Raw genomic sequence first — 24,578 nt, forward strand, 5'->3', positions numbered from 1 at the left:
AGCATGGGATTTCGCCAATGGCTGAGCAAGGCCGAACGAACCGAAGCCGAACGTCTGCCGCCGCGCAGCGAACTGGAAAGCGACATCATCTTCGTCCTGCGGACAATCTACGACCCGGAAATTCCGGTCAACATCTATGACTTGGGGCTGATTTACGAACTCAAGGTCGATCCGGAGAACGGCCATGTCCTCATCCGGATGACGCTGACAGCCCCCGGCTGCCCGGTGGCCCAGACTTTTCCCGAAATGGTGGCCGAGACGATCCGCGAAGTCCCCGGGGTCGAGGATTTGCAACTCGAATTGGTCTGGGAACCGCCCTGGTCGAAAAACATGATGAGCGAGGCGGCCCGCCTGGAACTTGGCTTGCTGTGAAGGAGTATCAGCGATGAGCGAATGGACCGATGTCGCAGCCGAAACTGACTTTCTCCCGGGTAGCCGCTGTCAGCTGGATGTCGATGGCGTGGCGATGGTCGTCTTCAATGTCGATGGCCATTTCTACGCGATCGAGGATCTGTGCAGCCATGAGGCCGAAACGCTTTCCAACGGTCAGTTGTGCGGCCTGGAAATCACCTGCCCCGCGCACGCCGCCCGCTTTTCCCTGGTCAACGGGGCAGCCCTGTCGCCGCCCGCCTACGAGCCGATTCCCGTTTTCCCGGTACGCATCGAAAACGGCCGGGTGCAGGTCAGGGACAACCGCTTCGACTGAAGCAGAAAAACAAGTCATCACCAACCGGAACGTGCCGCCCCTCGAACGGGTCCAATGGAAGTGACCAATGAGGGCTGCGCGATGCCTTGTGTGCTACTGCTTCCGCCCGGGGTCCGTGCCGAACTTGAAGCACAGGCCGCTACCGGCTATCCCGACGAAACCTGCGGCTTGCTGCTCGGCCTGAGCAACTCTGTCCGCTGTAGCGTCGTTGCCCAATATCCAGCCCACAATCTGAATCGGGAGCGGGCCAACGATCGCTTCGTGCTTGATCCGCAGGATTATCTCGCGGCCGAGGAGTTTGCCGAGGACACGGGCGTCGAAGTGGTCGGTGTCTGGCACAGCCACCCGGACCACCCCGCCCGCCCCAGCGAAACCGACCGGGCGATGGCCTGGCCCGGCTGGTCTTACCTGATCCTGTCGGTCACGGCAGGAGAGGTTGTCGATGTACGGTCCTGGCGCCTCGCCGGCCGGGAATTTTATGAAGAGGAGGTTCACCATGGCTGAACATCCCGGCGAACTGGTCGTCATCCGCATTCCCACCCCGCTGCGCAGCTATACCAACGGTGCCGATCAGGTTGCCGTGCAGGCGACCACCGTCGGCGATGCGATCACGGCGCTCGGCGACGCCCATCCGGGCATCCTGGAGCGTGTCGTGGCGCCCGATGGCAGCCTGCGCCAGTTCGTTAACATCTATCTCGGGGCTGACGATATCCGGGTGCTGCATGGTCTGGTCACCCCGTTGCCGGCCGGTGCCGTGCTGGCCATTGTCCCGGCCGTGGCCGGTGGTGCCGGCGGCAAGGAGCGCCGGTTGAACGAATTGCGCACCGTCATTCCCGAGCTCGCCCCGCTGGAAGCCTTCGGCAGCCAGGTTCGAGGCGGCGTACTGATCGACATCCGCGAAGCCGACGAAATTGCTCAGGGCAGCCCGCCCAACGCCCTGCGCCTGGGCAGGGGCTTTCTCGAACTGCGCATCGAGGGCCTGGTTCCCGATTACGACCAACCGGTGATGACGCTGTGCGGCGGTGGCGTGCGTTCGCTGTTCGCCGCTGAAGCCCTGCGGCAACTGGGTTATCGCCAGGTCGCCTCGGTCATCGGCGGCTATAGCCGCTGGAAGGCCGATGGCCTGCCCTGCGAGTTGCCGCAAACCATGAGTAACGAAGAAAAGGAACGCTACAGCCGGCACCTCTCCATGCCCGAGGTAGGTGAGGCGGGCCAGGCCAAACTGCTCGACAGCAAGGTCTTGCTGGTCGGCGCCGGCGGCCTCGGTTGCCCGGCCGCACTCTATCTGGCGGCTGCGGGCGTCGGTACGCTGGGAATTGTCGATGATGACCGGGTCGACCGCAGCAACCTGCAGCGCCAGGTGCTGCACACGCACGGGCGCATTGGACAACTCAAAGTGGATTCGGCGCGGGCCAGCCTGCTGGCGCTGAACCCGGGCATTCATATCGAGACTTATCCGGAGCGCCTGACCAGCAGTAACGTCGAACACCTCTTTGCAGGCTATGACCTGGTGGTCGATGGCTCCGACAATTTTCCCACCCGGTATCTGGTCAACGATGCCTGCGTCAAACTCGAAATACCGAACATCCACGGTTCGGTGTACCGCTTCGAGGGCCAGGTCACGGTCTTCTGGCCAGGCTACGCGCAACGGCGTGGTCCCTGTTACCGCTGCCTCTACCCGGAACCACCACCGCCCGAACTCGCCCCATCCTGTGCCGAGGCAGGCGTTCTGGGCGTGTTGCCGGGTATCGTCGGCTTGCTCCAGGCCACCGAGGCGATCAAGCTGCTACTCGACCTCGGTGATCCGCTGGTCGGCCGCTTGCTCTGCTACGACGCCCTGCCCGGCCGCTTCAGCGAATACACCCTGCATCCCGACCCAAATTGCGCTTACTGCGGCGACCATGGCGCCTTTCCCGGCTACGTGGACTACACGGCCTTCTGCCGGGCTGCGGCATGAGCGCTGCGGCCCTGCTCGCAGCCGTCGGCAACACCCCGCTTGTCGAAATCCCGTTTGCCGCCGAAGCAAACGCTGGGGTTCGACTCTTCGCTAAGCTGGAAAGCGTAAACCCGGGCGGCTCGATCAAGGACCGGCCGGTTGCCAGAATGCTGCTCGAAGCGCGAGCCAACGGCCATCTGGCCGGCCAGCGCCGCCTGCTCGACTCCTCGTCAGGCAATGCCGGCATTTCCTACGCCATGTTCGGCGCAGCCCTCGGCATTCCGGTAACCCTGGTCGTCCCGGGCAACGCCAGCGCCGAACGGCTGGCCCGAATTCGCGCCCATGGCGCCGAACTGGTGCTGACCGATCCGATCGAAGGCTATGACCACGCCCTACATACCGCACATCGGCTGGCAGAGGAACAACCGGAACGCTACTGGCTGTGCGACCAGTACGCCAACCCGGCCAACTGGCAGGCGCACTATGAGGGAACCGGCGAGGAAATCCTCAAGCAGTTGGCCGAACGCGGGCTTGGCACGCCCGACGCCCTGATCGTCGGCGTCGGCACCGGCGGCACGCTGACCGGAATCGGCCGCCGCCTGCGTCGCGACAACCCGGAGTTACTGATTGTCGCCGCCATCCCCGAACTTTTTCCCGGCATCGAAGGCTTGAAACCGCTCGGCCATCCCGGCGACATCGTACCGGCGCTGCTCGACCAGAATCTGATCGACCACCGCGAACCGGTCACGCTCGACCAGGCCGCCACCATGTGCCACCGCCTGGCCAAACTCGGCCTCTACGTCGGCCCCTCGTCAGGTGCCTTCGTCGAGGTCGCCCTGCGCGTGGCCGCTGCTGGCGAACGGCACCTTCTGGTCACCGTGCTTAGCGATACTGGCGAACGCTATGTTTCTACAGGGCTTTGGCATTAAATCCGGGGGCACCTCAGACAGGCTCGTCTTTGGTTTTTGAGCTTTTTTGCGGGTCGACCGCAGGACTCGTCCCGATGCGGGTCTCACCGAGATTGTTGCACGCATGGTGAGTGATGGCGGTGATCAGGAAGCGGCGCTGCTCGGCCATATCCCGGTCGTGTTCCGGGTGATCGGCCAGCAGGAAGGTGGTACCCGGCGCAGCGGTGCGGACGCTGCCTTCGCCGTGAAATTGCTTGAGGCGCGCGTCGATTGCCTGGTGCTGGTTGTTCAATATGCGCTCGCCGTGGGCGGCGTTCTGCGGGAGGTTCGAGAGCGTGCTGTAATCCCAACTGCTCGCCTTGCTCTCGCTGGTGTTGAGCTGACGCATGCCATGCCAGCGGTCGAGGCAAGGGTGGCACCGGCCTGGGTATAACGGATGCGAGCCTGGGCGTTGTCGATGAAGACACCGTTATGGTCGCTGATGACCAGCGTGTGGCTACCCAGGCTGTCGCCCGTATCGGCCTTGTGCTCAAACCAACAAAAGAGTCCTTCTTCGGCAAGCAGATGCTTCAGGAAGGTGAGATCGCTCTCTCGGTATTGCACGGTCATGCCGCGTTTGGGGTAAGCGGCGGGGTTGGATAGCCACCATTGCCAGTCGGGAAAGTGTTTACCTTGCGATTTCCAGTCGGACAGGAGTTCGTCGAAGCGAATTCGGCGGCGGACCCAAAGCAGCGCTTTGGGGATGTCCGCTGGAATGAGGCCGCAAGAAGCGGCATGGGGTGAGATCGCCTTCTCAACGCTTGCAATGCTTCGGGATTTCCTTGGCTTCTTCATCGTTTGGCGCCTTGGCGAAGCTGAAGTAGCAGTGATGGGTTCCGTCGTCCAAATCCGGCCACTTCGTATGAATCATCACGTTGGTGATGCGCCAGCCATTTTCGGATTTGGTCAGGAAATAGAGGTTGCGACCAAGGTCGAAACTCGGTGGATTTGAGATTTTCTTGTTGCCGGCGGGGAATACTTCTACCTTGGCTCGGTTTCCCGATACGACGGGGGGTTTGATGTATGAAAATGGAATATCATCAATTCTTATATCCGATGGCATATCTTCGGCGCCCAAATATGGATAACGGTTTGGTGCATCACACCCAACAAATCCTGTTTTGATGTCTCGTTTTCTAACCACTGGTGGGTCAAAGAACTCGTTAAGTAGCTCGCATTTTTTTTGTGGCTGATATTTCCCGACTTTATTTGGTACACGATTTCTGAGAAACGGACTGCCGTCCTTCTTAGAAAACTCCCCAAACTCAAACGTATCCGGATCATACGAATACATCTTCTCAACAAACTGCTTAACCTCTTTCTGCTCTGGCGTCAGCGTATCGGCCGACCAAGCCATGCCAGCGACTAGCAGCGACAGCAGTCCACAAACGGTTTTCAGATAACATCCCATTGCTTATTACTTATTAAAATAAATTTTGCATTAATTTTCGTGCAAAAAGCCCCTTGGCTAGTTCGTTAATTAGGTGTCAAATTCGGTCCCAATGGCGGCTCGCCAAAATCCGTACAACGATATATACCAAATGTGCTGTTATGCCTTGATTTCAAAATCTCGGCATTCTTTTGACTGACATAGCTATCGCAAATTCGTGCGCCATAGATTAGCCACCCATTATCCGAAAATCGCAAGACCCATTCTGTCCGCGCAACAACAAAATCGCGTTTTTCGTCACTAGGCATCATTTCAATAGCGATTTCGGCACGCTCATCATTTATTGATGTAGTAACTATTTTATATTTTGGGGCAGGGTCGTAGCTCCCTTCAAAATTTAACTCGTAACCAGGGTAGCGAGTTAAAAGAGGAGGGAGTTTGCAAAGTTGAGCCCCACCATCCTTTAAGGTTTTTGTTGAGAAATATTTCTTTAGAAGGCGGCACCTTTTTTCAGGGAAGTATCTTCCAGAAAACTCACCAGCATCAATATTGGCCTCGCTTTCCTTGTAAAATGATCTAATCACCTTTATTGCCGTATCAAGATTGGCTGCTTGCGCTTCCGCATGAATTGCCCATAGTGAGAAAAAAAATGGAATAAAAAATCTCACCAGTTGCCTCATATAAGTCCTCTTTTGGCTTGCTCGTAATATTTGTTATAGATTTCCATAAATTTATTCTTGCTTAATCCACGATCCTCGCCAGCCCCAGGTAAGCAACTCCATGTGTTTTTCAGCTTATTGATTGCTGAATCGATGTCGCCACGTCTGATATCGCTGAGGGCACTATTCTCACCATTATTGCCCTTCCAGGGATTTTCCCCCATCAACGCAACGGCTAGACGATCTTGTGCCATTTTGTCAAACTTCTTCCCTCCCTCTGGAATGCAAACAATATTTTTTTCCAATAAATCCTTCCAAGTATCGTGCTTGAATTGATACGCGCCAGCGGAACTTTTGTCGTTGTCAAATGCAGAACTTTCGTAAATAGCAGCCCAAGGGTGCTTTTTGTCGTCGCTGAAACGTCGCCCTGACGTACCGGGGACTGCGGTATTAAGTAGAAAATAGCGTTTAGCATCGTCTGCCTCTTCGGTACATTCACGTTCACGTAGACACCGTAAAAATGCCTTGATCCGCCAAACTGGTTCTACGTCGTAGATTTTTCTATAAATTCCAATAACGTTATAGCGAGTCCAATTAGGGTGACCTGATTTAGGAATGTGATCGCTAATATAGTTGGTATAACTGCGGATATCGATGTGACCATGATTGGGATAATTGTTGTTTTTTCGCTTTTTTTCTTTATTCCAAGTAGCCTCTGACCACGTATAGACGATGATGTCACCAGCTGCGGCCCAGCGTAAATCAGGCACTTCTTTCGTGACCTCCCAAAATCCCTTGGCGATTAGCGCAGGACCTGCCTTGCTAGCCGAATCCTGCATTGAATAATGATCCGCTTCACTTTGCGCCGTGCTGGTTTTGTTGTCCGCCAAAATGCCGCTGACAATCTTGCAACGACTCAAAGCAACTTTGACATAGGTGTAGCACAACCCCTTGGGGGTTTCACTTTCCTTCTCTTTTTTTGCATGCTTAAACGACCCCTTTCCCATCGAAGCCAGTACCCCGGCAGTCCCTTCCGTATAGAGGTACTCCGTCTGCTCCCGCGCAAACGCCAGCAATGCCTCGACCTTCTTGACCATCTCGGCATCGACCTTGACCGGTGTGGCCGGCACGGTGCCACCTTTCGCAGAGGAGGCAGGCGTTCCCCACAGGTTGAACGTGGGCATGCGCCAGCTGTTCCACCAGTCGATAGCTTTCTGGGTAATCACGGCCAGCGGGTTGCCGTTTTCGTCGCGACCTTTTTCCAGTTTGGGTTTGACTTCTTCCTTGCCGGAAATGTGTTGCGGCGGCTTGTCGGCTTGTTGCTTGGCCTTGATTTCAGGCGCCTTGGGTTGTGCTTTGGGTTTGGGGGCTGGTTTAGGCGGTTGGGCATGTTTGTCGTTGTCGGCAGGCGCAGGCTTGGCCGTCTCGGCGCGTTTGGTTTCTGCCTCACCGGCTGGTTGCGCAGTCTCGTTTGGCTCGGATTCTTTCGATGCAGCACTCAGATCGCCAAGATCACCCTGCTCCGGCTTCGGGATGCGCTCCTCGGCGTTGCCCGCTTTGCCTTCATGCTTTTCTGTAGTTGTCTCGACCACAATGTTGGGGCTAACTGCTGTCAAAACGCCATCGCTCGACGGCATGCAACATTCGCCTATTTTTTTGTAGCTTCCGTCAAAACGCTGGACGGCTATGCTCAGTGTGTCTCCGGGAGGTGCTTCGATGGGAGGAATGGCGCCATCGGCATCGGTGCGGGCCAGTAGCTCTCCGCCTTCCCAGCGGATGGCAACGCCCATTTTCGCAATGGGCGAGCCGTCCAGTGCAAGGAAGTTGATATCGAGCGTCGGCGGATTGGCATTTTTCTCGCTCGTGGCATCTTCGGATGGAGGGCCATCCTGTTCCTCCACGGTTTCGGCGCTTGCCTGGTCGTCTTCGAGCAAGGCGGCATCGGTCTGTGCATTCATCGTAGGTTCTCGCTCAGAGGTGGTTTACATCCTGAAAAAAGAGCCAGTCGCCCTGGCTGATGACGACTTTTACTTTTTCCGGCTTTGTCGTTGAAATGGCGCCAGTTGAGCCGTCCGCGCTCAATTGTCCGGCAGCGATTTTTTGTCCTTGTTCGTTGTATGCCTCGTAAGGCATTGCCGCATACAACGAACCACTTTCAGGGTCGCCACCAATTAATCCTGCGACATTGATGCGCTGACTATAGGTTGAACGTTCACTCGCCTCGCTTTGAACCAAATTCAGTTCGTTTGCAGCGGGGGAACTCGGCAACTCCACTGCTGCACTCTTCGGCCCCGTCCAATCCTTCTTGCTCGCCTTGAACTCCACCTTGTTCGGCGCATGCAGTTCGATGTTGCCGCCTTCGATTTTCAGGTAGGCCCCTTGGGCAGTCGCGAGGATTTTCTGTTTGGCACTGGCATTGAGGCTGCCGTTGGTGCTGGCGAAAGTCACTTTCTTGTCGGCGGCAGCGGTGGTTTTGCCGCTCTGGCTTTGCAGGCTGACCTTGCCGCTGGCGGCGTGCAGGTGGATACCCGTTTCTGTGTTCGGTTTCTTTGGGTTGCTGGCCTTGCCGACGGTAAACAGCGCGATGCCGTTTTTCACCGCCAGGCTGTGGTTGCCTTGGGCGATCAGGTTGCTGTCCTGGCTGCTGGCGATGCTGAGGTTTTTTCCGGCGGCCAGAATATGGCTTTTCGGGGTGAGCAGGGCGATGCCGGCCGGCGCGCTGTATTGGAGGCGTGGTTCGCTCCAGACGGGCACGGTACCGGTGCCGCCCTCGACGGTTTTGATGCTGCCGTTACTGGCGGCCGTGCTGCCTTTGCTGGCCATTGCCGACGACGATGGCGGTCAATGTGCCGTTGATGGTCGGCCGCGGATGGACCATGCGGCCATGGCTGTCGGAGAGTAGTGGACGCCAGGGCAGGCTGGCGCGGATGGCGGTGATCTGGTTGCGATAGAGGTCGACCGTCTCATCTTTGGTTTTTGTGCTTTTTTGCGGGTCGACCGCGGGCATCATCCCGATTCGGGTCTCACCGAGATTGTTGCGGCCATGGTGGGTGATGGCGGTGATCAGGAAGCGGCGCTGCTCGGCCGTGTCCCGGTCATGTTCCGGGTGATCGGCCAGCAGGAAGGTGGTGCCCGGTGCTGCGGCGCGGACGCTGCCTGCGCCGTGAAACTGCTTCAGGCGCGCATCGATCGCCTGACGCTGGTTGTTCAACATGCGCTCGCCGTGGGCGGCGTTCTGCCAGGCATATTGACCGGGGTCATGCCAGGCCACGGTGCGCGGCACGGCACCATTGTTCACCGTGCTGGCAGCACTTTGCGGGCGGTTCGAGAGCGCCCGGTAATCCCAACTGCTCGCCTTGCTCTCGCTGGTGTCGAGCTGACGCAGGCCGTGCCAGCGGTCGAGGCTGTCCTCGGCGAGGGTCGCGCCGGCCTGGGTATAGCGGATGCGGGGCTGAGCATTGTCGACGAACACGCCGTTATGGTCGCCGATGACCAGCGTATGACTGCCCAAGCTGTCGCCCGCATCGGCCTGGTGCTCGAACCAGCAAAAGAGCCCTTCTTCGGCGAGCAGGCGTTTCAGGAAGGCGAGATCGCTTTCGCGGTATTGCACGGTCATGCCGCGCTTGGGGTAAACGGCGGTATCGGCCAAAGCCCAGCGCCATTCAGGCACCAGCTTGCCTTGCCCTTTCCAGTCGCCGAGCAATTCGTCGATGATCTCGACGACGCTCTTGTCCTGAAACAGGAAGTTGTCTTGGTTGTACCCTAGGAAGGCCAGCCAGGGTTCGAGGGTCAGCTGGTAACGGGCAAAACCGCCGTTGGCGCCTTCCCGGACCAGCCGCGTGATGTGGCCGTGGAAGGGACGCAGCGTGGTCCGCGAGGCGGCTGTTTGCAGATCGAGCCGGGCCGGCTGGCCAAGGAGTGCCGTCAAGGACTGCTGGGCATTGCTCGACAACACCGTCAGTTCGATGCGAAAACCGGCATGCTCGGCCAGCGGGCCGAGGGCTTCGTCGATGCGTGCCGTTTCGGCCAACAGGGCGTTCGCACCGGCCGGCGTGCTCAGGGTCAGGAGCCGGTCGCTCTGGCGCCAGCCGGCGCCGCCGGCGATCAAATCAAGGATGCTGTTCATGTTCCTGCGGTCAACGAGTGAAATGGGGCAAAAAGCGCGGGCGGCGACTCAGGAGAGCGCCCAGAAGCGAACTTCAAGCGGGTGCTTGCCTTCGGCGGCAGCACAGACCGGCCCGGCATTACGGCCATCGAGCAGCGCCATCGAACCACCTTGCGGCCCGCTGCCCTGAATGAAAGCAACGATGCCGCGCCGGCCGAACAGTGCGTAGCAGACCTCGGCCATGCTTTTTTCGAGCGGCATGATTTCCGGCGCGGTATGGCGCACGGCAAGCCACTCGGCCAGCCGATTGGCGCCATGGCAGACCTTGCGGCCAGCCAACGGTCCGGCCTCGATCATTAGCGAGCCGCAGACCGGCGCCCCGCCGCTCAATAGGGCCAGGCTGGTCAGCACTGCCCCGTTGCGGACATAGCCGGGCGTTCCCGCCTTCTCGGCCCAGCCCAGGCTGTTGAACAAGCTGTCCGTCTCCAGCGCAGCGTAGCGCCGGTAAGCATTGGCAAAATTGGCATAGTTCAGATTGAGCATGCGTGAGCCTCCGGATGATGGTCGGAAATCGCGATTTACTTGATGGCGTACTTGAACTCGCCGTTCTTGCCGGCCCCGACCTTGATGCGTTCGACGGCCGCGCCGTCTGCCATGCGGGCAAGCACGACTTCGGCAATTTCGGGCAACAGCGTGCCGTTGAGAATGTGATCGACGTTGCGCGCCCCCGAATCGACCTCGGTGCAACGGGCCAGCACCGCTTCGACCAGCTTGTCGTCCCAGACGAACTCGGCCTTGTGGTTGGCGGCGATACGGTCGCGGATGCGGCCCAGCTTGAGTTCGATGATGCTGACCAGCACCTCGTCCGAAATCGGGTAATACGGGACGACCTTCATACGCCCGAGGAAGGCTGGCTTGAATGACTTGAAAAGTACCGGGCGCAAGGCGTCGGCCAGTGCATCGGCGGCCGGCAGTTCCGCCGCCGGCTTGTTCAGGCAAGCCTGCATGATCTGGGTCGAGCCGACGTTGCTGGTCAGGATGATAAGCGTATTGCGGAAGTCGATTTCACGACCTTCGGCATCGTCGAGCACGCCCTTGTCAAAGACCTGGAAGAACAGCTCGAGCACATCGGGATGCGCCTTTTCGACCTCATCGAGCAAGACCACGCTGTAAGGGTTACGGCGAACCGATTCGGTCAGCACACCGCCTTCGCCATAGCCGACATAGCCCGGCGGTGAGCCCTTGAGGCCGGACACCGAATGCGCCTCCTGGTACTCGCTCATGTTTATGGTGACCAGTTTTCGCTCGCCGCCGTACAGGATGTCGGCCAGCGCCAGGGCGGTTTCGGTCTTGCCGACACCGGACGGGCCGGCAAACATGAAAACCCCCTTCGGCTTGTTCGGATCTTCGAGATTGGCCCGGGCCGTCCGTACCCGCTGGGCGACCGCTTCGAGTGCATGGTCCTGGCCGATCACCCGTTCCTGCAGCAAGGGTTTCAGGTTGAGCACGGTCTTGATCTCGTCCTTGACCATCTTGCCCAGCGGGATGCCGGTCCACGCGGCAATGATCTCTGCCACCACATGGCCGTCGACCTGCAATGGCACCATCGGCGACTCGCCTTGCAACTCGCGCAGGCGGGCCAGCGCCTTGTCCAGTTCGCTGTCGCCGGCCACCGCCTCTTTCTTCCGCCCCCTGGTTTTTGCCTTTTCGGGCAGGTCGACCGCAGGACTGTCGTTTTCCAGCGCCCCACGCAGTTCCAGAATCCGGCTGACCAGGGTTTTCTCCTCATTAAAGCGGGCCTTGAAGATCGCCAGATCGGACTCGACTGCCGCCATCTGCGCCTTCAATTCCTTGATCCGCGTATCGTGCCAGGCACCACTGGCTGCCTCGCGCTCGAGGGCGGCCAGTTCGGCGCGCTCGCGCAGCAGGCGCTTGTCGGCTTCGTCGATCAGGGCCGGTGTCGCACTCTGGCCGAGGGCCACCTTGGCACAGGCCGTATCGAGCACGCTGATCGCCTTGTCCGGCAGTTGCCGACCGCTGATGTAACGATGCGACAGGCGTACCGCCTCGGTCACCGCCTCGTCCAGAACCCGAATCGCGAAGTGCTGTTCCATCAAGGGCACCATGCCGCGCAGCATTGCCGAGGCCAGGACCTCGCTCGGCTCCTCGACCTTGACCACCTGGAAACGGCGGGCCAGCGCCGCATCCTTCTCGAAATACTTCTTGTATTCGGCCCAGGTCGTCGCCGCCACCGTGCGCAACTCGCCGCGGGCCAGGGCCGGCTTAAGCAGATTGGCCGCATCGTTCTGGCCGGACTGGCCGCCGGCGCCGATCATCGTATGCGCCTCATCGATGAACAGGATGATCGGCTTCGGGCTTTTCTTGACCTCGTCGATGACATTCTTCAGACGGTTTTCAAACTCGCCCTTGACGCTCGCCCCGGCCTGCAACAGCCCCATGTCGAGCGTGTGCAGTTCAACGCCGAGCAGCGGGGGGGGCACGTCGTCAGCGGCAATACGCAGGGCCAGCCCTTCGACGACCGCAGTTTTGCCGACGCCGGCCTCACCGGTCAGGATCGGATTGTTCTGCCGGCGGCGCATCAGGATATCGATCACCTGCCGGATTTCACCGTCGCGGCCGATCACTGGATCGACCTTACCCTCCCGCGCCCGCTGCGTCAGGTTGGTGGTGAACTGGTCGAGGGCCGGGGTCTTGCCGGCATGCGCACCGGCCGCGAGCAAGGGGTTGCCCGCCTCTTCTCCCGCCTCGGCGGCGGCCATGCCGGCCAGTTCGGCTGCTTCGGCCGAGCCTTCGGTGATCGCGTCAAAATTATGCTTCAGCTCGTCCAGCCGGACCTTGGCCAGCAGTTTCGAACCCCGGAACGCCAGTTGTGATAGCTCCGGCTCGGTCAGCAGGGCCAACAACAAATGGCCGGAGCGAATCCGCGGCAAGCGGGCATCCAGCGAAGCAAGCAGCCAGGCCTGTTCGAACAATTTGAGGATATGCGTCGAGAAAACCGGCGTCCGGGTATTACCGCTCTTGAAGCGGTCGATTTCCTGGCTCAGCTCGCGCTCCAGACCGCTCTGACTGATGCCGCACCGCTTGCCGATCACCAGTAGATCGTTGCCGGGCTGCTCGAGAAGCGCCATCAACAGATGTTCCAGATCAACCTCGTAATTGCTGCGCGCCATGCACAGGCTGGCGGCGCGCTCAGCCGCCTGGCGGCAGGTAGTGTTCAGTTTGCTGATCAAGGTCTTCAGTGAGGTGCTCATCGCTTTGCTTCGTGATTAGTGAGTGAAATGGGTGAGATAGCGGGTATCGCCGCGGTCGACGCTGGCCGGGTGGCTCAGCACGAAGCTGTCGTAGCCGAGGCGGCAGCCCTGGGCGGCCGAAAGCACAGCCGGTTTGACATCGGCGGCGCGCAGGATGGGACAGATTTCGTACTCGAACTGTCCGCCGGTGGCCAGCGTCAGCAGCTTTTCCAGCGCGGCGGCCAGTTCGCCTTGCGGCAGGAAGGCCATATAGCGCGCGTGGCACAAGGGGCCGATGTGAATACGAATGCGCAGATTGCGCTGCCAGACCCGCTCACCGAGCAGCAAACTGCCACCCAGTGCCATGTTGCGCGTGCCCAGCGCGGAGCGCTGATCGGCCGGTACGACATACCAACTGCCGACAAATTGCTCGACCTCGACCGTCTCCCGGAAGTAACCGCCAATCACCCGCTGCAGTGACTCGGCAGAAACCGGGCGCTGGCGCAGCAGGCCGGCAAAATAGGCGATCGACTCGTCATCGATGGCCCCCGGCGCCTCGTTCAGGCGGGTGCGCAGCGAATCAAAACCCAGCCCGGTCAGCGCCAGGACAAGCGGCAAAAAGCGATTCTGGCGATCCGTTTCGTACTGGATGGCCAGCTTGTACTTTTTCCAGGCGCGATAAAAATGGCCGACCGCCCGGTTGCTAAACAAGTCGAGGAAAGCCCGGCCCGATTCATCACGCTTGAAACGCTCATGGTTGATGACCTGCTCGGTATAGTGAATCGGCAGCGTGCCATTGACGCCCAGCATGCCGATGAAACTTGGCGTGATGGCAACCCGCTCCAGCTCACCGGTTTCCAGCCCTGCCTCGTCTTTCCGGTAAGCGGGAAGCATTGCATCCACCTGGCTCGGCGCAAAGCCGAGGCGCAGCGAATTGCGGAAACGTATCCGCTCGCTGACCACATTGGCCCCGCCGCCCCGGGCATCTTTGCGGAAAAAAATCTCATAGAGACGCACGAGCTGGAAGAACTCGTAGCGCTCGGGCGCCTGCAGGCTGTGCTCGACTAGACCAGGATCGAGTCGCCGTTGCGGGGTACGCATCGGATCAGTTCCTCTCCGGTTCGTTTCGAGATCACCACCAGCTGGATGAAGCTGTTCAGGCTGACGTAAAGGCTGAGAAAGCGGTCGATGCAGCGCGCAAAGACATCAAGGCCGCTGCCGACGAAACTCGATTCGTCGATGGTCAACCGGACCTCCTGGCCTCGGATGAAGCAGGCAAACGGCTTGCCGGCCATCCACACCGTTTGGTCCCGTTGTTCGATGCCCAGGACACCTTCGATCTGACGCCGGCTGGCGGCGGTTCGCGGTAGATCGTAGAGGGCCAGCATTTCCTGAAAGGCAGCCAGCCCATTGGCGGACAACGACAGATGGTTGAGCGAGAGGTGCGAGATGATGCGCCACTGCCCATCGCGCCGATGATCAAAACGACAGGGCTGGCTCGGCTTTCTCAACAGCTTGATGGCGCGCACGCTGGAGCCGCCCTCGAGAAAGAGGTCACCGGAAGGCAGGCCGACCGACATCAGGGTCGGCAAATCGCGATTGGTACAGGTCAGTTGCAGACTGAGCACGTCGGTCTTCGGTTGCACCGGGTCGAAATCGGCATCGACGATCGACAGCGAGGTTTCATAGCCGGGGCTGGTCTCGGCAACCATGTGATCGCGCTGGGCATACCAGTAATAGCCGTTTCGCTCCGGCGTTTCGCCATGGCGCAGCGAGAAGAAGGCACGGAACTCGGTAATCGATTCGCCTTGCGGCGTTTGCCGGACACGCCGTACCGAGTCGATCGAATAGACGTCATAGGCGTAGGCCCGCCGACCATCCGCGACCACCGGATAGGCCGTCTGCCGGTTGCTGATCCGGATCGGATCGCCGCGCTGGGCGAACAGATTGACCACCGGGACGCAGCCCAGGCGGAGATTTTGTGCGCTCAATGTCTGCAGCAAGCGGGAGGCATCGCTGTCCGCACGCAGATCCCCCAGCGCAATATGCAGCGTTATCTTTCCTTCGGCGAGCAGTCCGGACGGAATATCCGCCATACGGATGTCGAAAAAATTGAATTTCTCGGGAAAACAGAAATATTCGGTCAGGTAACGATAGGCACCGTGCGCCGTATCCGGCATTTCGATCAGGCTTTCGTCATCGGCAAAGCCGACCTCACCGATCAGGCCGGCACGAGCGATACGCCAGCGTTGATCGGCCCCGACCGCATAGACCTTGAGCGTGCGCAGGAACAAGGCGTCGCGCAGCGCCGAAGCCACCGAGGGTTCGGCGTCGATATAGAGCCGCAACTTGTCCACTTTGCGAAAGCCGGCTTCGGTATTAGCGCCGCGCAACGACAGGGCAAAAGAAAGAATGGCATTGCAGCCGACCGGCAGGCGGACCTCGCTGGGCGCACTGGCGATCGGATCGAATAAAAACTCGCCGATCGTTACCGCTGCCAGTTCAACATCCCAGGCTGTTCTGAACTTGCAGGCAGCCCCCTTGATCGGCCTCGACAGCAGTTCGGTGCCCCGCTTGACGGTCGCTATTGACGACAGGTCTCCTGCCGCATGCTCGAAATGAGCGATCGAGCAACTCGGAAAGGGCCGCAAATAGTGCGGATACAGCACATTCAGCAAGGCTTCGGTGAATTGCGGATAACTGTCTTCCAGCTTTTTCGAGACGCGCGCCGTCAACAGTGCGAACGACTGGATCATCCGTTCGACATGCGGGTCATCGCAGCCTTCGCCCGACAGCAATAACTGGGCGGCAAGCTTTGGGTAACGCTCGGCAAACTCACGGGAATGCTGGCGGAGAAAGGCCAGTTCGCGTTCGTAATAAGGAAGCAGGTCTTCCAATTAGGCTCCCAGCCGCGGCCGATGCCGGGTAACGGAATATTGCAGGCTGGTCGGTTGCAACAGCGCGTCGAAACTGACCGGCTCCTGCGCCGGGCGGACCACCAGTACCGCATTGATCGAAAAATAGAGGGCGTTCACCGTCTTGCGATGCAATTCAAGATCAACGCGAACCTCGCGCAGACGAGGCTCATGGGCGGCAATCGCCGCCTCGATCGAGGCACAGATTCGCCGCCGGTCATGCACGTTCGCCAGACTGAGTCCGGCGAAATCGGCCAGGCCGAAACCGGCGACCGAACGTACGGCCAGGGGAAAGGCCTGATCAAATCCTTCATCAAGGATGACCCGGGTATTCAAAAGTGCTTCCAGATCACGGGCAACCGAGTCTTTCAGTTGTTCGAGCGACAGACGACGCCGTGCCGCGCCGACCGGCAGGTCGTCGAACAGTTTGTCAAAGAGGGAAGGCTCGAAACCCTTGATCATAAAAAACGGCGGAAACTCGTTTCCGCCGGATTGCTCAGCAAAGATGCGATCAGGTCAGGTTCGGTGTGTTCTTGGCCAGATTCCAGGCGCCCTGGATATTGACCTTGCCGGACTTGGTGCCGTCGATATTCAGCTCGTCGTAGGTCCACTTCACGGCCGAGTATTTCAGCGAGAAGCTTTCCTTGGGAATGCCTTCCTCATCAACCGCCGGCGAAACCGAGGCAATGATGACGTTTTTCAATTCGATCTTCAGGTATTGGTGACGATTCTGGGTGGCCGACGGGTTGCCGGTCGTGTTCTGACCGCCGAACGCACGATAGAAATAAATGATCACGTCACTGACCACGAGGCCGGAGGAACAAGCCTGGTAGAGCTTGGGGCTGGAGCCGTCGATATCCTTGGTGAAAATCATCTCGCCATGCTCTACCCGCTCGGCGGTATGACCGCCGGCGGCTGACGCGGTCGCCGATTTCGGCTGGCGCATCGAATGGCTCCAGCTATAGACCTCGACCGTATCCTTGTGCTTGGCATCGCGGGAGTCCCCCTTGATGTCGCTGCCCTTGAACTCAACGTAAATATCCTTCATTTCGTGCTTTCTCCTTGAATGTTAGAGACCATCAGTTTTTGCCGGATTGCGGCAACTCGGCGACCAAACGCAAAGACACCGAGAGTTCGTCAAGCTGGAAGTGCGGCCGAATGAACGACACGGCCCGATAGACACCGGGCCGTCCGGGCACTTCGCTGACTTCGACTGACGCTTCCCGTAGCGGGAACTGCGCCTTGGTTTCCTGTGACGCGGAATCATCTGCCGTCACGTACTGATCGATCCAGCGCTGCAGGTAGTTCTGCACATTGGCCGCCGAAGCAAAGCTGCCAATCTTGTCGCGCATCATGGCCTTCATGTAATGCGCAATGCGCGACACCGCGAACATGTATTGCAACTGCGCCGACAAGGAAGCATTGGCGTTGGCGGAGTCGGTGTCGTATTTCTTTGGCTTCTGGGCCGACTGGGCACCAAAGAAGGCGGCGTAGTCGGTGTTCTTGCAATGGACCAGCGGGATGAAGCCGAGGTCGCTCAATTCCTTTTCGCGACGGTCGGTAATCGAAATCTCCGTCGGGCACTTGAGTGCCACTTCGCCATCATCGGTACGGAAAGTGTGGGTTGGCAGGTCCTCAACCAGACCACCGCCCTCAACGCCACGAATGGCAGCACACCAGCCGTAGTTTTCGAAGGCGGTGGTCAGGCGGGCAGCGAAGGCAAAGGCGGCGTTGCACCACAGATACTTGTCGTGGTTCGTGCCATCGACCTCTTCAACAAAGTTGAAGCCTTCGGTCACCTCGCCATCGATCGGGTTGTAAGGCAAGCGCCCGAGGAAACGGGGCAAGGCAAGACCGACATAGCGCGCATCCTCCGACTCGCGGAACGATTTCCACTTGGCGTATTCGACGGTATCGAACACTTTTCCCATATCCCGCGGCTTGCCGAGCTCGGTGTAGGAGTCCAGACCAAAGAGCTGGGGCGATGCTGCGGCAATGAAGGGGGCGTGTGAGGCAGCGGCGATATGTGACATCTGTTCGATGAAATACATATCTTCGGGCTGGCGGCTCAGTTCGAACTGACCGATCAAGGTCCCAAAGGGCGCCCCCCCGAAGGTACCGAACTCTTCCTCATAGACCTTCTTGAACAGCGCACTCTGATCGAAATCGATAGCCGATTTGAAATCCTTGACCAGTTCACGCTTGGAGGCATTGAAGAGTTTGATCTTCAATTGCTGCCCGGTTGAGGTTTGCTTGCACAGGTAATGCAAACCGGTCCATGCACTTTCCAGCGCCTGGAACTCCGGCGCATGCATGACTTCGCTCAACTGCTCAGAAATCAGGCGATCCAGTTCCGCCACCCGGGCATCGAGCGATGCCGCCAAATTTTCGGAAACGATTACTTCTCCGTCGAGAACCTGATTGACCAGTTCGCTGATGATGTCCCGCGCCCGGTTCTTTTCCTGATCGGATTGCGCGACCCGGCTCTCTTCGATGATCTGATCAAGCAGACCGGATTCCCGAACATGACCGACATCGCTCATCACCGCCTGCTGAACGCTCATTGCAGCTCCCCTTCCTTTTTCTGACTGCCGAGGCTGTGTAGTTGCTCGGTGCTGTTCAGGACATCGTTGAGCAGATCCTCAAGTTTTTCATTGCCAGCGAGCTTGTTGCGCAGGTCGGCCAGTTTGGCGCGAGCTTCCTGTAGTTTGCGCAACGGTTCGACCTGTTGAACAACAGACTCTGGCCGAAAATCCTCGAATTTTTCAAATTGGATATCGACCCCCATCTCGCCGCCGTCATTAGTCAGACGGTTCTTCACGCGAAAACTTGTACGTGGCGCCATGGCCTCCATGACGTCATCGAAATTATCCATATCGACATTCACGAACTTGCGGTCGCGCACCTTGCCCTGTGGCTCCTTGGACTGCGCGGCAAAGTCACCGAGAACGCCCACCACAAACGGCAACTCCTTGACTTCAAGTGCATCACCAATCTCGACGTCATAGGTCAACTGAACGCGCGGCGGACGAACTCTCTGCAGGCGCTTTTGAACACTCTCTTTTTTCGCCACAACACTTCTCCCGAATGGATATTCAAAACAATTTCGCGGAGCCATCCAGCCCAAAGGCTCCAGGACAAAAGCGGAACCGCTCTAGCGCTTACCGCAACACACTGAATGGATTGGCCCCCGATGAGGCCGAGGCGGGTGTCGCATCAGTCATTCCATCTGTTTTCTTTGGAATCGGGCGAGGCTTTGCCCGCATGGCTGCCTCCTTCTTCTTCCTGGCCTCAAGCTCAGCCGGGGGCACCAAGACATCCTCACCCAGCGTCTCCCGCATGACTTTTGCCAGGCCAACCGCATCGGAGCGGGCATTCCCCTTCAACTCGACGTCACTTCGCAGATCAAACAAGGATTGGGTAGCCACCCGCAACCCAGAAACAGCTCGAATGCTTTTCGCAGTGCGGTCTGTCGTATCGCGCTGCAGCGCCTCTTCGGACGCAACGATCGCCTGCGCATAGTTCTCGGCATCGAAATAAACCTTTGCCATGCGCACCCAAGGTTCCTTGCGCCCAGGATTTTTCTTGGCCAAATCACCAAGAACCTTGACCGCCTCCTCCTCGTTCCCTTTACTCAGCAGGGAGTCAACGCTAAGACTGGATTTATCCATCGCCGCCAGAAATTCATCCTGGCTCATCGGGACGCTATTGGTCGCACAGCCAGACAACGCACCAATCAAACCAAAAACAAGTACATAGCGAAGACTCTCAAGGGACAACATACGCATTCCTCATAAATTCGTACTGCATATAAAATGCCAATTGGTTTGCTTTGATCAAACCGAAATAGTACAGTACGGGCCCGGCAACAATCAATACAAATGCATATTTTTGATTCTTGTTTATTTATGTTTATGCCATTTTGCATATACAAAAGCAGCAACATGACATCGGCAAACAAAATACTTTTTATCTCTCCATCGCTAGCGGCATTAGCCCTGCTCTGCACACTTTTTTCAGGATGCGCATCAATGTCGGCCCTGCAAATGGCAGGCAGTGCGGTCGGTATGGTGCTGGAAGTGTCCGGGGTGATAAAAAAGGACGGCGGCGACCCGAGCAAGAAGATGACAGACCTGTCGGTTCGGGTATTTGCCGGCGACCAATTGAATCTGACCAATAACGGGAAACCGCTATCGCTGGTCTTGAAGATGTACGTTCTGCGCTCCCCGGAGCGCCTGAAAACACTAACCTATCCGCAAACCTCCACAACGGATGGCGAAAAGGAGGCGCTAGGCGAGGAATTGATTTTAGTCCGTGAAATCACCCTCCTGCCCGGAAAGACCTACGATCTCCAACTAAAGGTTCCGGGCGATGCGACAACGATTGGCGTTGTTGGCCTGTTTCGTGCCCCCTACTCGTATCGCTGGAAGCTCGCATTCGACACAAAAAAATCGTTTGATGCAGGTATTACCGTTGGCGCCCACGCTTGCGCACTTACCGCCAGCAAGGGTGCCCTGGTCGCCGAGATCAGTCCTGATAGCGTTCAGTCACTGGTTGGCGTGCAATGCAACCCATACCAATCCTGAAAAAATGAACAATGCAAAAATCCTGTGGGGTGAGGGACTATTCCTCCGCCCCCAACACTTTCAGCAACAAGATGCATACACCGAGGCCCACAGCAAAAAGAGCATGCTCTCGGCCAACCCATTCGCCTGGGGGGTGCGTGATATCAATCTTGACCTTGAGTCACTGAAAAACGGTGTTCTCCGCTTCAACCGGATCGATGTAATTTTTCCCAACGGGGATTTCTTCGTGGCACCAGGGACCGATCTTCTGCCACCGCCACTATCCCTTGCCTCAGCCGTATCTGAAGAAGGGACAACGGAATTCTTCCTTGCGCTACATCAGGTCAACGCGCACGGTGGAAACTGCGTGGAAAACACCGCTAACTCAGGCCAGGCGCGCTATCTGATCGTCCCTTGCGACACATCGGATCTCTTTACCGACGCTGCAGAAGCGGACATTTCAACGCTCAGTCAAATTGGTCATCTGAAATCAGCCAACGAGCCTCGCGATCAGTTTCTAACCCTACCCATCACGCGGATTCGCCGCACCTCGAGCAATGGCTTCGAGGTTGATGCTTCATTTATCCCGCCTTCCGCCAGTCTGCGCAGTTCTCCAGGCCTGTACATGCTATTACGGCGCCAAATCGATGCCTTGCTGGCCAAAGTCGAGGCGCTTTATGGCTTTCACCGCGAGCCGTCCAAGAACATCATCGAATTTCGATCCGGCGATATCGCGTCATTCTGGCTCCTGCACACTGCCAGTAGCGCTTGCGCCACGTTGACTCACCTTTTCCGCAACCCGGACAGTTCACCGGAGCGTCTGTTTCTCGAATTGCTGCGCCTGGCCGGCGGGCTCATGACCTTTTCCAAGAGCCACTCGCTGAACGACCTCCCCCCCTACGACCATCTTCAACCTGGCCCTTGCTTCACCCGCATCGATCAGATATTGCGTGAATTGCTCGATACCGTGATTTCCACCCGCTATTTCGCAATTTCCCTAAGCCAGCCCAAACAGGCTTTTTATGCAGGACATCTGGACTCGGAAAAAATCAACGGCGAAACAGCTTTCTATCTCTCCATTACGGCGTCTCACCCACAGTCCGAAATCATCGAGTCGATTCCGCTACGGATCAAAATCGGCGCCCCGGACGATGTCGAAAAGCTTGTGCTCTCCGCCATGTCCGGCGTCCGACTCACCCATGCGGCACAAGTCCCGGCGCCTATCCCGGTTCGCCCCGGTGCCTGCTACTTCGCACTGGATGCCCACGGCCAGTTGTATGAGCGGATGCTGAAGGCTCAATCAGTGATGATTTACGCGCCGGAAAGCTACCGTGATCTCAAAATTGAAATGATTGCCGTTACACCATGACCCTTGCCCCCAGTCTCTTTTCCGTCGCTCCAGATGCAGACGCCCAGCAACCAGCTAGCGAGCAACCGGCCCGAAGCCTTGTCGATTTGTTGTATGACGGCTTTTACATGCTGATCTTGCTGCACAACCGCAGCAACCCAAAAGACAGCGACGAGTTTTCCGGGAACATTCAGAAATTCCTCGATCAATTCGAACGAATAGCCAAAAAATGCAACTTCAATGCCGAAGACATTTTTGATGCAAAGTACGCGTTCTGCGCTGCGGTTGACGAAGCCATTCTCGCCTCGGGAATGAATATTCGTGAAGTTTGGGAGCGTCGACCGCTACAACTGGTGCTTTTCGGCGACCAACTCGCCGGTGAACACTTTTTCGACAAACTTGAGGCCGCCCGCAATGGCGGCGCCAGTCGGATAAACGCACTGGAGGTTTTCCACATGTGCCTGCTCGTCGGCTTCAAAGGGCGTTATTTGCTGGAAGGCCCGGAGAAACTGAAATACCTGACATCTCAGCTTGGCGAACAAATCGCGCACATCAAGGGAAAGGCAGCCGCTTTCGCCCCGCACTGGGCGGCCCCGGACAGCATTGCCAACGCCATCAAGCGCGACATCCCTGTTTGGGTCATTACGTCCGTGCTTGCTTTGCTCGGTCTGATGGCCTACGCCGGACTCAACTGGCATGCCGATAACACGGTTGCGCAAGCGCTATCCCCCTTCAAAAACATCATTCAACTGGCACCGCGCGCGCCCACGTTGACCATAACCCTTCCCTGACCGCTACACCGTTCAAACATATTCTTTCGAGCAAGGTATACAACAATGAGTTTTGAACATCTGCTTCGGCCACTGGAATCCACTCATGATCTCTGTGGCGAAGATATGATTTTTTCCGCTGAGTTCGATGCAATTCAGGAGGCTCGTCGTTTTGATGACCCGACCCTGGCTCAGGGAGAGTGGGTATCCGAATTCAAGGAGGCCAACTGGGAAAAGGTAATTCGCAGTAGCGAAGAACTTCTTACCCAAAAAACCAAGGATATGCGGGTAGTGGCTTGGCTGATCGAAGCAAAAGGTAAGCTCTCAGGCCTGGCTGGACTGGCAGATGGCTACGCGCTACTCGGCAGCTTGTGCGAAGAGTTCTGGAATGACATTCATCCCTTGCCAGAAGATGGCGATTTGGAACAGCGAATCGGGGTCTTCGACTGGTTGACCAACCAGACCTTGCGATTGATTCGCGAAATACCGCTGACTCAATCCGCCAAGGGAAATTTTTCTTCAACCGATCACGAGTCAGCGCGCGCAATGGCTAAAAGCATGGGACGCAATCCCGGCATTGCCGATAATTTGGTGCGCTCGGCTCGTGTCAGCCTGGAAGCTTTTGAAACAGCGCTCAAGGACACCCCCTTAAGCTATTTCAAAGTGCAAATGGAGGATGCTGAACAGTTCAAAAGCTCAGTTAAAGCACTACAAACCATACTTGATCAAAAAATGGGCGAGGACACCCCAAGCTTCGGTCCACTATTCGATACGCTGGATAACATCTGCCATTTCTTTCGTCGCCATGCCGGGGACAACAGTGTGAAACCGGCAGGGAATACTTTGATTACCTCGTCACCAAGGGGGATCGAAAGGCTGGAACCAAGTATTAACAGCGCGAGTGGCGTCCCCGGAAATGCTTCGATCAGCACTCGGGATCAAGCAATTGAGCAACTGAAAGAGATTGCAGAATTTTTCCGCCGTACAGAACCGCATAGTCCCGTTGCCTATTTGGCCGACAAGGCGGCCAAATGGGGGCGAATGCCACTGCATGAGTGGCTACGGAGCATCGTCAAGGATGACACGGCACTCTCCCGGATGGAGGAGTTGCTCGGCGTCGAGGCTAAAACCAGCGAGTCCGCTTAAAACCATTCTGCCATAGGGGCTCAAACCCCTCTGGCAGTTGACGTCAATTGGCAAGCCGGAACTCGATCCGCCGATTTTTTGCTCTCCCCTCCGCGCTGTCATTGGTTGTCAACGGATGATCCGGCCCTGAACCGAGCGCACTCATCGAGTCGCCAGGGATACCGATGTCGATCAGGTAAGCACGCACCGTATTTGCACGGGCCAGGCTAAGCCCGACATTTGCTAGTCTGTTGCCGCTACTGTCCGTGTGACCAATTACCTGAACTTTCGGGGTGCCGACTTGCTTGATGGCAGCCCCCATCTCGTCAAGGATGATCCGCCCGGCCGGCGTCAGTGTTGCTGAGCCGCTCTCGAATTCAACCACGCGGTTCGACAAGGTCTTATCCAGCACACTCTGAGCCCCACCGCCGGAGACAGTGAGGCCATTATCGACGGTATAGGTCGGATTCAATGCTGTCGCCAGATCGCTAACCACCTGCTGACGTGACGCTTCATTTGTGACATTTCCCCTGATTGCAATTTGGGTGCCACTGACCTGCACCTGCCCCTTGCGAATCTGCTTCAGGTTGGCATTGAGAATTTTGGTCATGTTTTCCGTCCAGTTGGGAGGTGGAACCACACCACCAACTTCCAGACGATCAACCACGTTGGCTGCACCGTAGAGATCTCGCAGCTTGCCAAGAATAGCTGCACGCGATGCCTCGTCAGGCACAGCCCCCGATGCGATTACCTTGGCCGCTTCCTCAGCAACGGACGAAGCAGAAACTGCATTTCCCTGAGCGAAGGCAACGGCTTGAAATATGAACAGCAAGGCGCTGAGGAGTACTGAGTGTTTCATGC

The 24,578-nt window shown here is 57.8% G+C and carries 24 protein-coding genes and 1 pseudogene; 9 read left to right on the forward strand and 16 right to left on the reverse strand.

Going from position 1 to position 24,578, the window contains the following annotated elements; translation table 11 throughout:
- Positions 1–3 precede the first annotated feature (3 nt).
- The 5 genes from AT959_RS05545 to AT959_RS05565 are packed head-to-tail and all read left to right on the forward strand — an operon-like array spanning position 4 to position 3,571.
- Positions 4–372, forward strand: coding sequence for an SUF system Fe-S cluster assembly protein (locus tag AT959_RS05545; protein ID WP_066881445.1), 369 nt, complete (start codon positions 4–6; stop codon positions 370–372).
- Positions 373–385: 13 nt separating this feature from the next.
- Positions 386–706, forward strand: a complete 321-nt coding sequence (locus tag AT959_RS05550; protein WP_066881447.1) for a non-heme iron oxygenase ferredoxin subunit — start codon at positions 386–388, stop codon at positions 704–706.
- Positions 707–760: 54 nt separating this feature from the next.
- Complete coding sequence (locus AT959_RS05555; protein WP_240481745.1) at positions 761–1,210, forward strand: M67 family metallopeptidase; 450 nt, start codon at positions 761–763, stop codon at positions 1,208–1,210.
- Entirely contained in the window at positions 1,203–2,663 is a 1,461-nt protein-coding gene (gene moeB, locus AT959_RS05560; RefSeq protein WP_066881451.1) for a molybdopterin-synthase adenylyltransferase MoeB, read from the forward strand. Before AT959_RS05555 ends, moeB begins: the two co-directional genes overlap by 8 nt.
- A complete protein-coding gene (locus AT959_RS05565; protein ID WP_066881454.1) occupies positions 2,660–3,571 on the forward strand; it encodes a PLP-dependent cysteine synthase family protein in 912 nt (303 codons plus the stop codon). The genes moeB and AT959_RS05565 overlap by 4 nt, the downstream gene beginning before the upstream one ends.
- A gap of 13 nt (positions 3,572–3,584) precedes the next feature.
- On the opposite strand, the pseudogene AT959_RS20380 reads toward AT959_RS05565, so the two are convergent.
- From AT959_RS20380 to AT959_RS05635, 15 genes and pseudogenes are all read right to left on the reverse strand, one after another.
- Positions 3,585–4,384, reverse strand: a pseudogene (locus tag AT959_RS20380) (contractile injection system protein, VgrG/Pvc8 family).
- Positions 4,344–5,000 (reverse strand): hypothetical protein, encoded by a 657-nt coding sequence (locus AT959_RS21020; RefSeq protein ID WP_157651219.1) that lies wholly within the window; start codon positions 4,998–5,000, stop codon positions 4,344–4,346. The pseudogene AT959_RS20380 and the gene AT959_RS21020 overlap by 41 nt, the downstream one beginning before the upstream one ends.
- 65 nt (positions 5,001–5,065) lie before the next feature.
- Positions 5,066–5,659, reverse strand: a complete 594-nt coding sequence (locus AT959_RS21025; protein ID WP_157651220.1) for a hypothetical protein — start codon at positions 5,657–5,659, stop codon at positions 5,066–5,068.
- Positions 5,656–7,596, reverse strand: a complete 1,941-nt coding sequence (locus tag AT959_RS05580) for a lysozyme family protein (RefSeq protein WP_066881460.1) — start codon at positions 7,594–7,596, stop codon at positions 5,656–5,658. The genes AT959_RS21025 and AT959_RS05580 overlap by 4 nt, the downstream gene beginning before the upstream one ends.
- Positions 7,597–7,609: 13 nt before the next feature.
- The gene (locus AT959_RS21760) at positions 7,610–8,461 is read right to left on the reverse strand and encodes a DUF2345 domain-containing protein (protein ID WP_066881462.1); all 852 of its coding nucleotides are present in this window, start codon (positions 8,459–8,461) and stop codon (positions 7,610–7,612) included.
- A complete protein-coding gene (locus AT959_RS21765) occupies positions 8,430–9,764 on the reverse strand; it encodes a type VI secretion system Vgr family protein (RefSeq protein ID WP_066881464.1) in 1,335 nt (444 codons plus the stop codon). Before AT959_RS21765 ends, AT959_RS21760 begins: the two co-directional genes overlap by 32 nt.
- Before the next feature lie 48 nt (positions 9,765–9,812).
- Positions 9,813–10,286: a hypothetical protein gene (locus AT959_RS05595; protein ID WP_066881466.1), complete on the reverse strand. Its 474-nt coding sequence runs from the start codon at positions 10,284–10,286 to the stop codon at positions 9,813–9,815.
- Between the two features lie 35 nt (positions 10,287–10,321).
- The gene (gene tssH, locus AT959_RS05600; RefSeq protein WP_066881468.1) at positions 10,322–13,015 is read right to left on the reverse strand and encodes a type VI secretion system ATPase TssH; all 2,694 of its coding nucleotides are present in this window, start codon (positions 13,013–13,015) and stop codon (positions 10,322–10,324) included.
- 15 nt (positions 13,016–13,030) lie between these two features.
- The gene (gene tssG / locus AT959_RS05605) at positions 13,031–14,095 is read right to left on the reverse strand and encodes a type VI secretion system baseplate subunit TssG (protein ID WP_066881470.1); all 1,065 of its coding nucleotides are present in this window, start codon (positions 14,093–14,095) and stop codon (positions 13,031–13,033) included.
- A complete protein-coding gene (tssF, locus tag AT959_RS05610) occupies positions 14,059–15,891 on the reverse strand; it encodes a type VI secretion system baseplate subunit TssF (protein WP_066881471.1) in 1,833 nt (610 codons plus the stop codon). Before tssF ends, tssG begins: the two co-directional genes overlap by 37 nt.
- Positions 15,892–16,371 carry a type VI secretion system baseplate subunit TssE gene (gene tssE / locus AT959_RS05615; RefSeq protein WP_088178944.1) on the reverse strand — a complete coding sequence of 160 codons (480 nt, stop codon included), beginning with the start codon at positions 16,369–16,371 and terminating at the stop codon, positions 15,892–15,894.
- Between the two features lie 49 nt (positions 16,372–16,420).
- The gene (locus AT959_RS05620; RefSeq protein WP_066881473.1) at positions 16,421–16,957 is read right to left on the reverse strand and encodes an Hcp family type VI secretion system effector; all 537 of its coding nucleotides are present in this window, start codon (positions 16,955–16,957) and stop codon (positions 16,421–16,423) included.
- Positions 16,958–16,988: 31 nt separating this feature from the next.
- Positions 16,989–18,473, reverse strand: a complete 1,485-nt coding sequence (gene tssC, locus AT959_RS05625; protein ID WP_066881479.1) for a type VI secretion system contractile sheath large subunit — start codon at positions 18,471–18,473, stop codon at positions 16,989–16,991.
- Positions 18,470–18,982: a type VI secretion system contractile sheath small subunit gene (tssB, locus tag AT959_RS05630; protein ID WP_066881481.1), complete on the reverse strand. Its 513-nt coding sequence runs from the start codon at positions 18,980–18,982 to the stop codon at positions 18,470–18,472. Before tssB ends, tssC begins: the two co-directional genes overlap by 4 nt.
- Before the next feature lie 88 nt (positions 18,983–19,070).
- The gene (locus AT959_RS05635) at positions 19,071–19,691 is read right to left on the reverse strand and encodes a tetratricopeptide repeat protein (protein ID WP_066881483.1); all 621 of its coding nucleotides are present in this window, start codon (positions 19,689–19,691) and stop codon (positions 19,071–19,073) included.
- A gap of 162 nt (positions 19,692–19,853) precedes the next feature.
- On the opposite strand from AT959_RS05635, the gene tssJ reads away from it, so the two are divergent.
- Genes tssJ through tssA form a run of 4 tightly spaced genes read left to right on the forward strand, consistent with a single transcriptional unit; the run spans position 19,854 to position 23,738 of the window.
- The gene (gene tssJ, locus AT959_RS05640; protein ID WP_276203671.1) at positions 19,854–20,495 is read left to right on the forward strand and encodes a type VI secretion system lipoprotein TssJ; all 642 of its coding nucleotides are present in this window, start codon (positions 19,854–19,856) and stop codon (positions 20,493–20,495) included.
- A gap of 4 nt (positions 20,496–20,499) precedes the next feature.
- The gene (tssK, locus tag AT959_RS05645; RefSeq protein ID WP_066881490.1) at positions 20,500–21,843 is read left to right on the forward strand and encodes a type VI secretion system baseplate subunit TssK; all 1,344 of its coding nucleotides are present in this window, start codon (positions 20,500–20,502) and stop codon (positions 21,841–21,843) included.
- Entirely contained in the window at positions 21,840–22,613 is a 774-nt protein-coding gene (icmH, locus tag AT959_RS05650) for a type IVB secretion system protein IcmH/DotU (protein ID WP_066881492.1), read from the forward strand. Before tssK ends, icmH begins: the two co-directional genes overlap by 4 nt.
- 45 nt (positions 22,614–22,658) lie before the next feature.
- The gene (gene tssA, locus AT959_RS05655) at positions 22,659–23,738 is read left to right on the forward strand and encodes a type VI secretion system protein TssA (RefSeq protein WP_083518234.1); all 1,080 of its coding nucleotides are present in this window, start codon (positions 22,659–22,661) and stop codon (positions 23,736–23,738) included.
- 43 nt (positions 23,739–23,781) lie between these two features.
- Here tssA and AT959_RS05660 read toward each other — a convergent pair whose 3' ends face one another.
- Complete coding sequence (locus AT959_RS05660; protein WP_066881496.1) at positions 23,782–24,576, reverse strand: OmpA family protein; 795 nt, start codon at positions 24,574–24,576, stop codon at positions 23,782–23,784.
- Positions 24,577–24,578 lie beyond the last annotated feature (2 nt).

The sequence above is a fragment of the Dechloromonas denitrificans genome (assembly GCF_001551835.1).
GTDB classification, from domain to species: Bacteria; Pseudomonadota; Gammaproteobacteria; order Burkholderiales; family Rhodocyclaceae; genus Azonexus; species Azonexus denitrificans.

Bases quoted from the DNA above. Each gene is read 5' to 3' on its own strand.
- tssG (WP_066881470.1), bottom strand. From the start codon at position 14,095: ATGCGTACCCCGCAACGGCGACTCGATCCTGGTCTAGTCGAGCACAGC.
- AT959_RS05550 (WP_066881447.1), top strand. From the start codon at position 386: ATGAGCGAATGGACCGATGTCGCAGCCGAAACTGACTTTCTCCCGGGT.
- tssE (WP_088178944.1), bottom strand. From the start codon at position 16,371: ATGATCAAGGGTTTCGAGCCTTCCCTCTTTGACAAACTGTTCGACGAC.
- icmH (WP_066881492.1), top strand. From the start codon at position 21,840: ATGACCCTTGCCCCCAGTCTCTTTTCCGTCGCTCCAGATGCAGACGCC.
- AT959_RS05555 (WP_240481745.1), top strand. From the start codon at position 761: ATGGAAGTGACCAATGAGGGCTGCGCGATGCCTTGTGTGCTACTGCTT.
- AT959_RS05565 (WP_066881454.1), top strand. From the start codon at position 2,660: ATGAGCGCTGCGGCCCTGCTCGCAGCCGTCGGCAACACCCCGCTTGTC.
- AT959_RS21760 (WP_066881462.1), bottom strand. From the start codon at position 8,461: ATGGCCAGCAAAGGCAGCACGGCCGCCAGTAACGGCAGCATCAAAACC.
- AT959_RS21020 (WP_157651219.1), bottom strand. From the start codon at position 5,000: ATGGGATGTTATCTGAAAACCGTTTGTGGACTGCTGTCGCTGCTAGTC.
- moeB (WP_066881451.1), top strand. From the start codon at position 1,203: ATGGCTGAACATCCCGGCGAACTGGTCGTCATCCGCATTCCCACCCCG.
- tssA (WP_083518234.1), top strand. From the start codon at position 22,659: ATGAGTTTTGAACATCTGCTTCGGCCACTGGAATCCACTCATGATCTC.
- AT959_RS05580 (WP_066881460.1), bottom strand. From the start codon at position 7,596: ATGAATGCACAGACCGATGCCGCCTTGCTCGAAGACGACCAGGCAAGC.
- AT959_RS05595 (WP_066881466.1), bottom strand. From the start codon at position 10,286: ATGCTCAATCTGAACTATGCCAATTTTGCCAATGCTTACCGGCGCTAC.
- AT959_RS21765 (WP_066881464.1), bottom strand. From the start codon at position 9,764: ATGAACAGCATCCTTGATTTGATCGCCGGCGGCGCCGGCTGGCGCCAG.
- tssC (WP_066881479.1), bottom strand. From the start codon at position 18,473: ATGAGCGTTCAGCAGGCGGTGATGAGCGATGTCGGTCATGTTCGGGAA.
- tssJ (WP_276203671.1), top strand. From the start codon at position 19,854: ATGACATCGGCAAACAAAATACTTTTTATCTCTCCATCGCTAGCGGCA.
- AT959_RS05660 (WP_066881496.1), bottom strand. From the start codon at position 24,576: ATGAAACACTCAGTACTCCTCAGCGCCTTGCTGTTCATATTTCAAGCC.
- tssK (WP_066881490.1), top strand. From the start codon at position 20,500: ATGAACAATGCAAAAATCCTGTGGGGTGAGGGACTATTCCTCCGCCCC.
- AT959_RS05620 (WP_066881473.1), bottom strand. From the start codon at position 16,957: ATGAAGGATATTTACGTTGAGTTCAAGGGCAGCGACATCAAGGGGGAC.
- AT959_RS21025 (WP_157651220.1), bottom strand. From the start codon at position 5,659: ATGAGGCAACTGGTGAGATTTTTTATTCCATTTTTTTTCTCACTATGG.
- tssH (WP_066881468.1), bottom strand. From the start codon at position 13,015: ATGAGCACCTCACTGAAGACCTTGATCAGCAAACTGAACACTACCTGC.
- AT959_RS05545 (WP_066881445.1), top strand. From the start codon at position 4: ATGGGATTTCGCCAATGGCTGAGCAAGGCCGAACGAACCGAAGCCGAA.
- AT959_RS05635 (WP_066881483.1), bottom strand. From the start codon at position 19,691: ATGTTGTCCCTTGAGAGTCTTCGCTATGTACTTGTTTTTGGTTTGATT.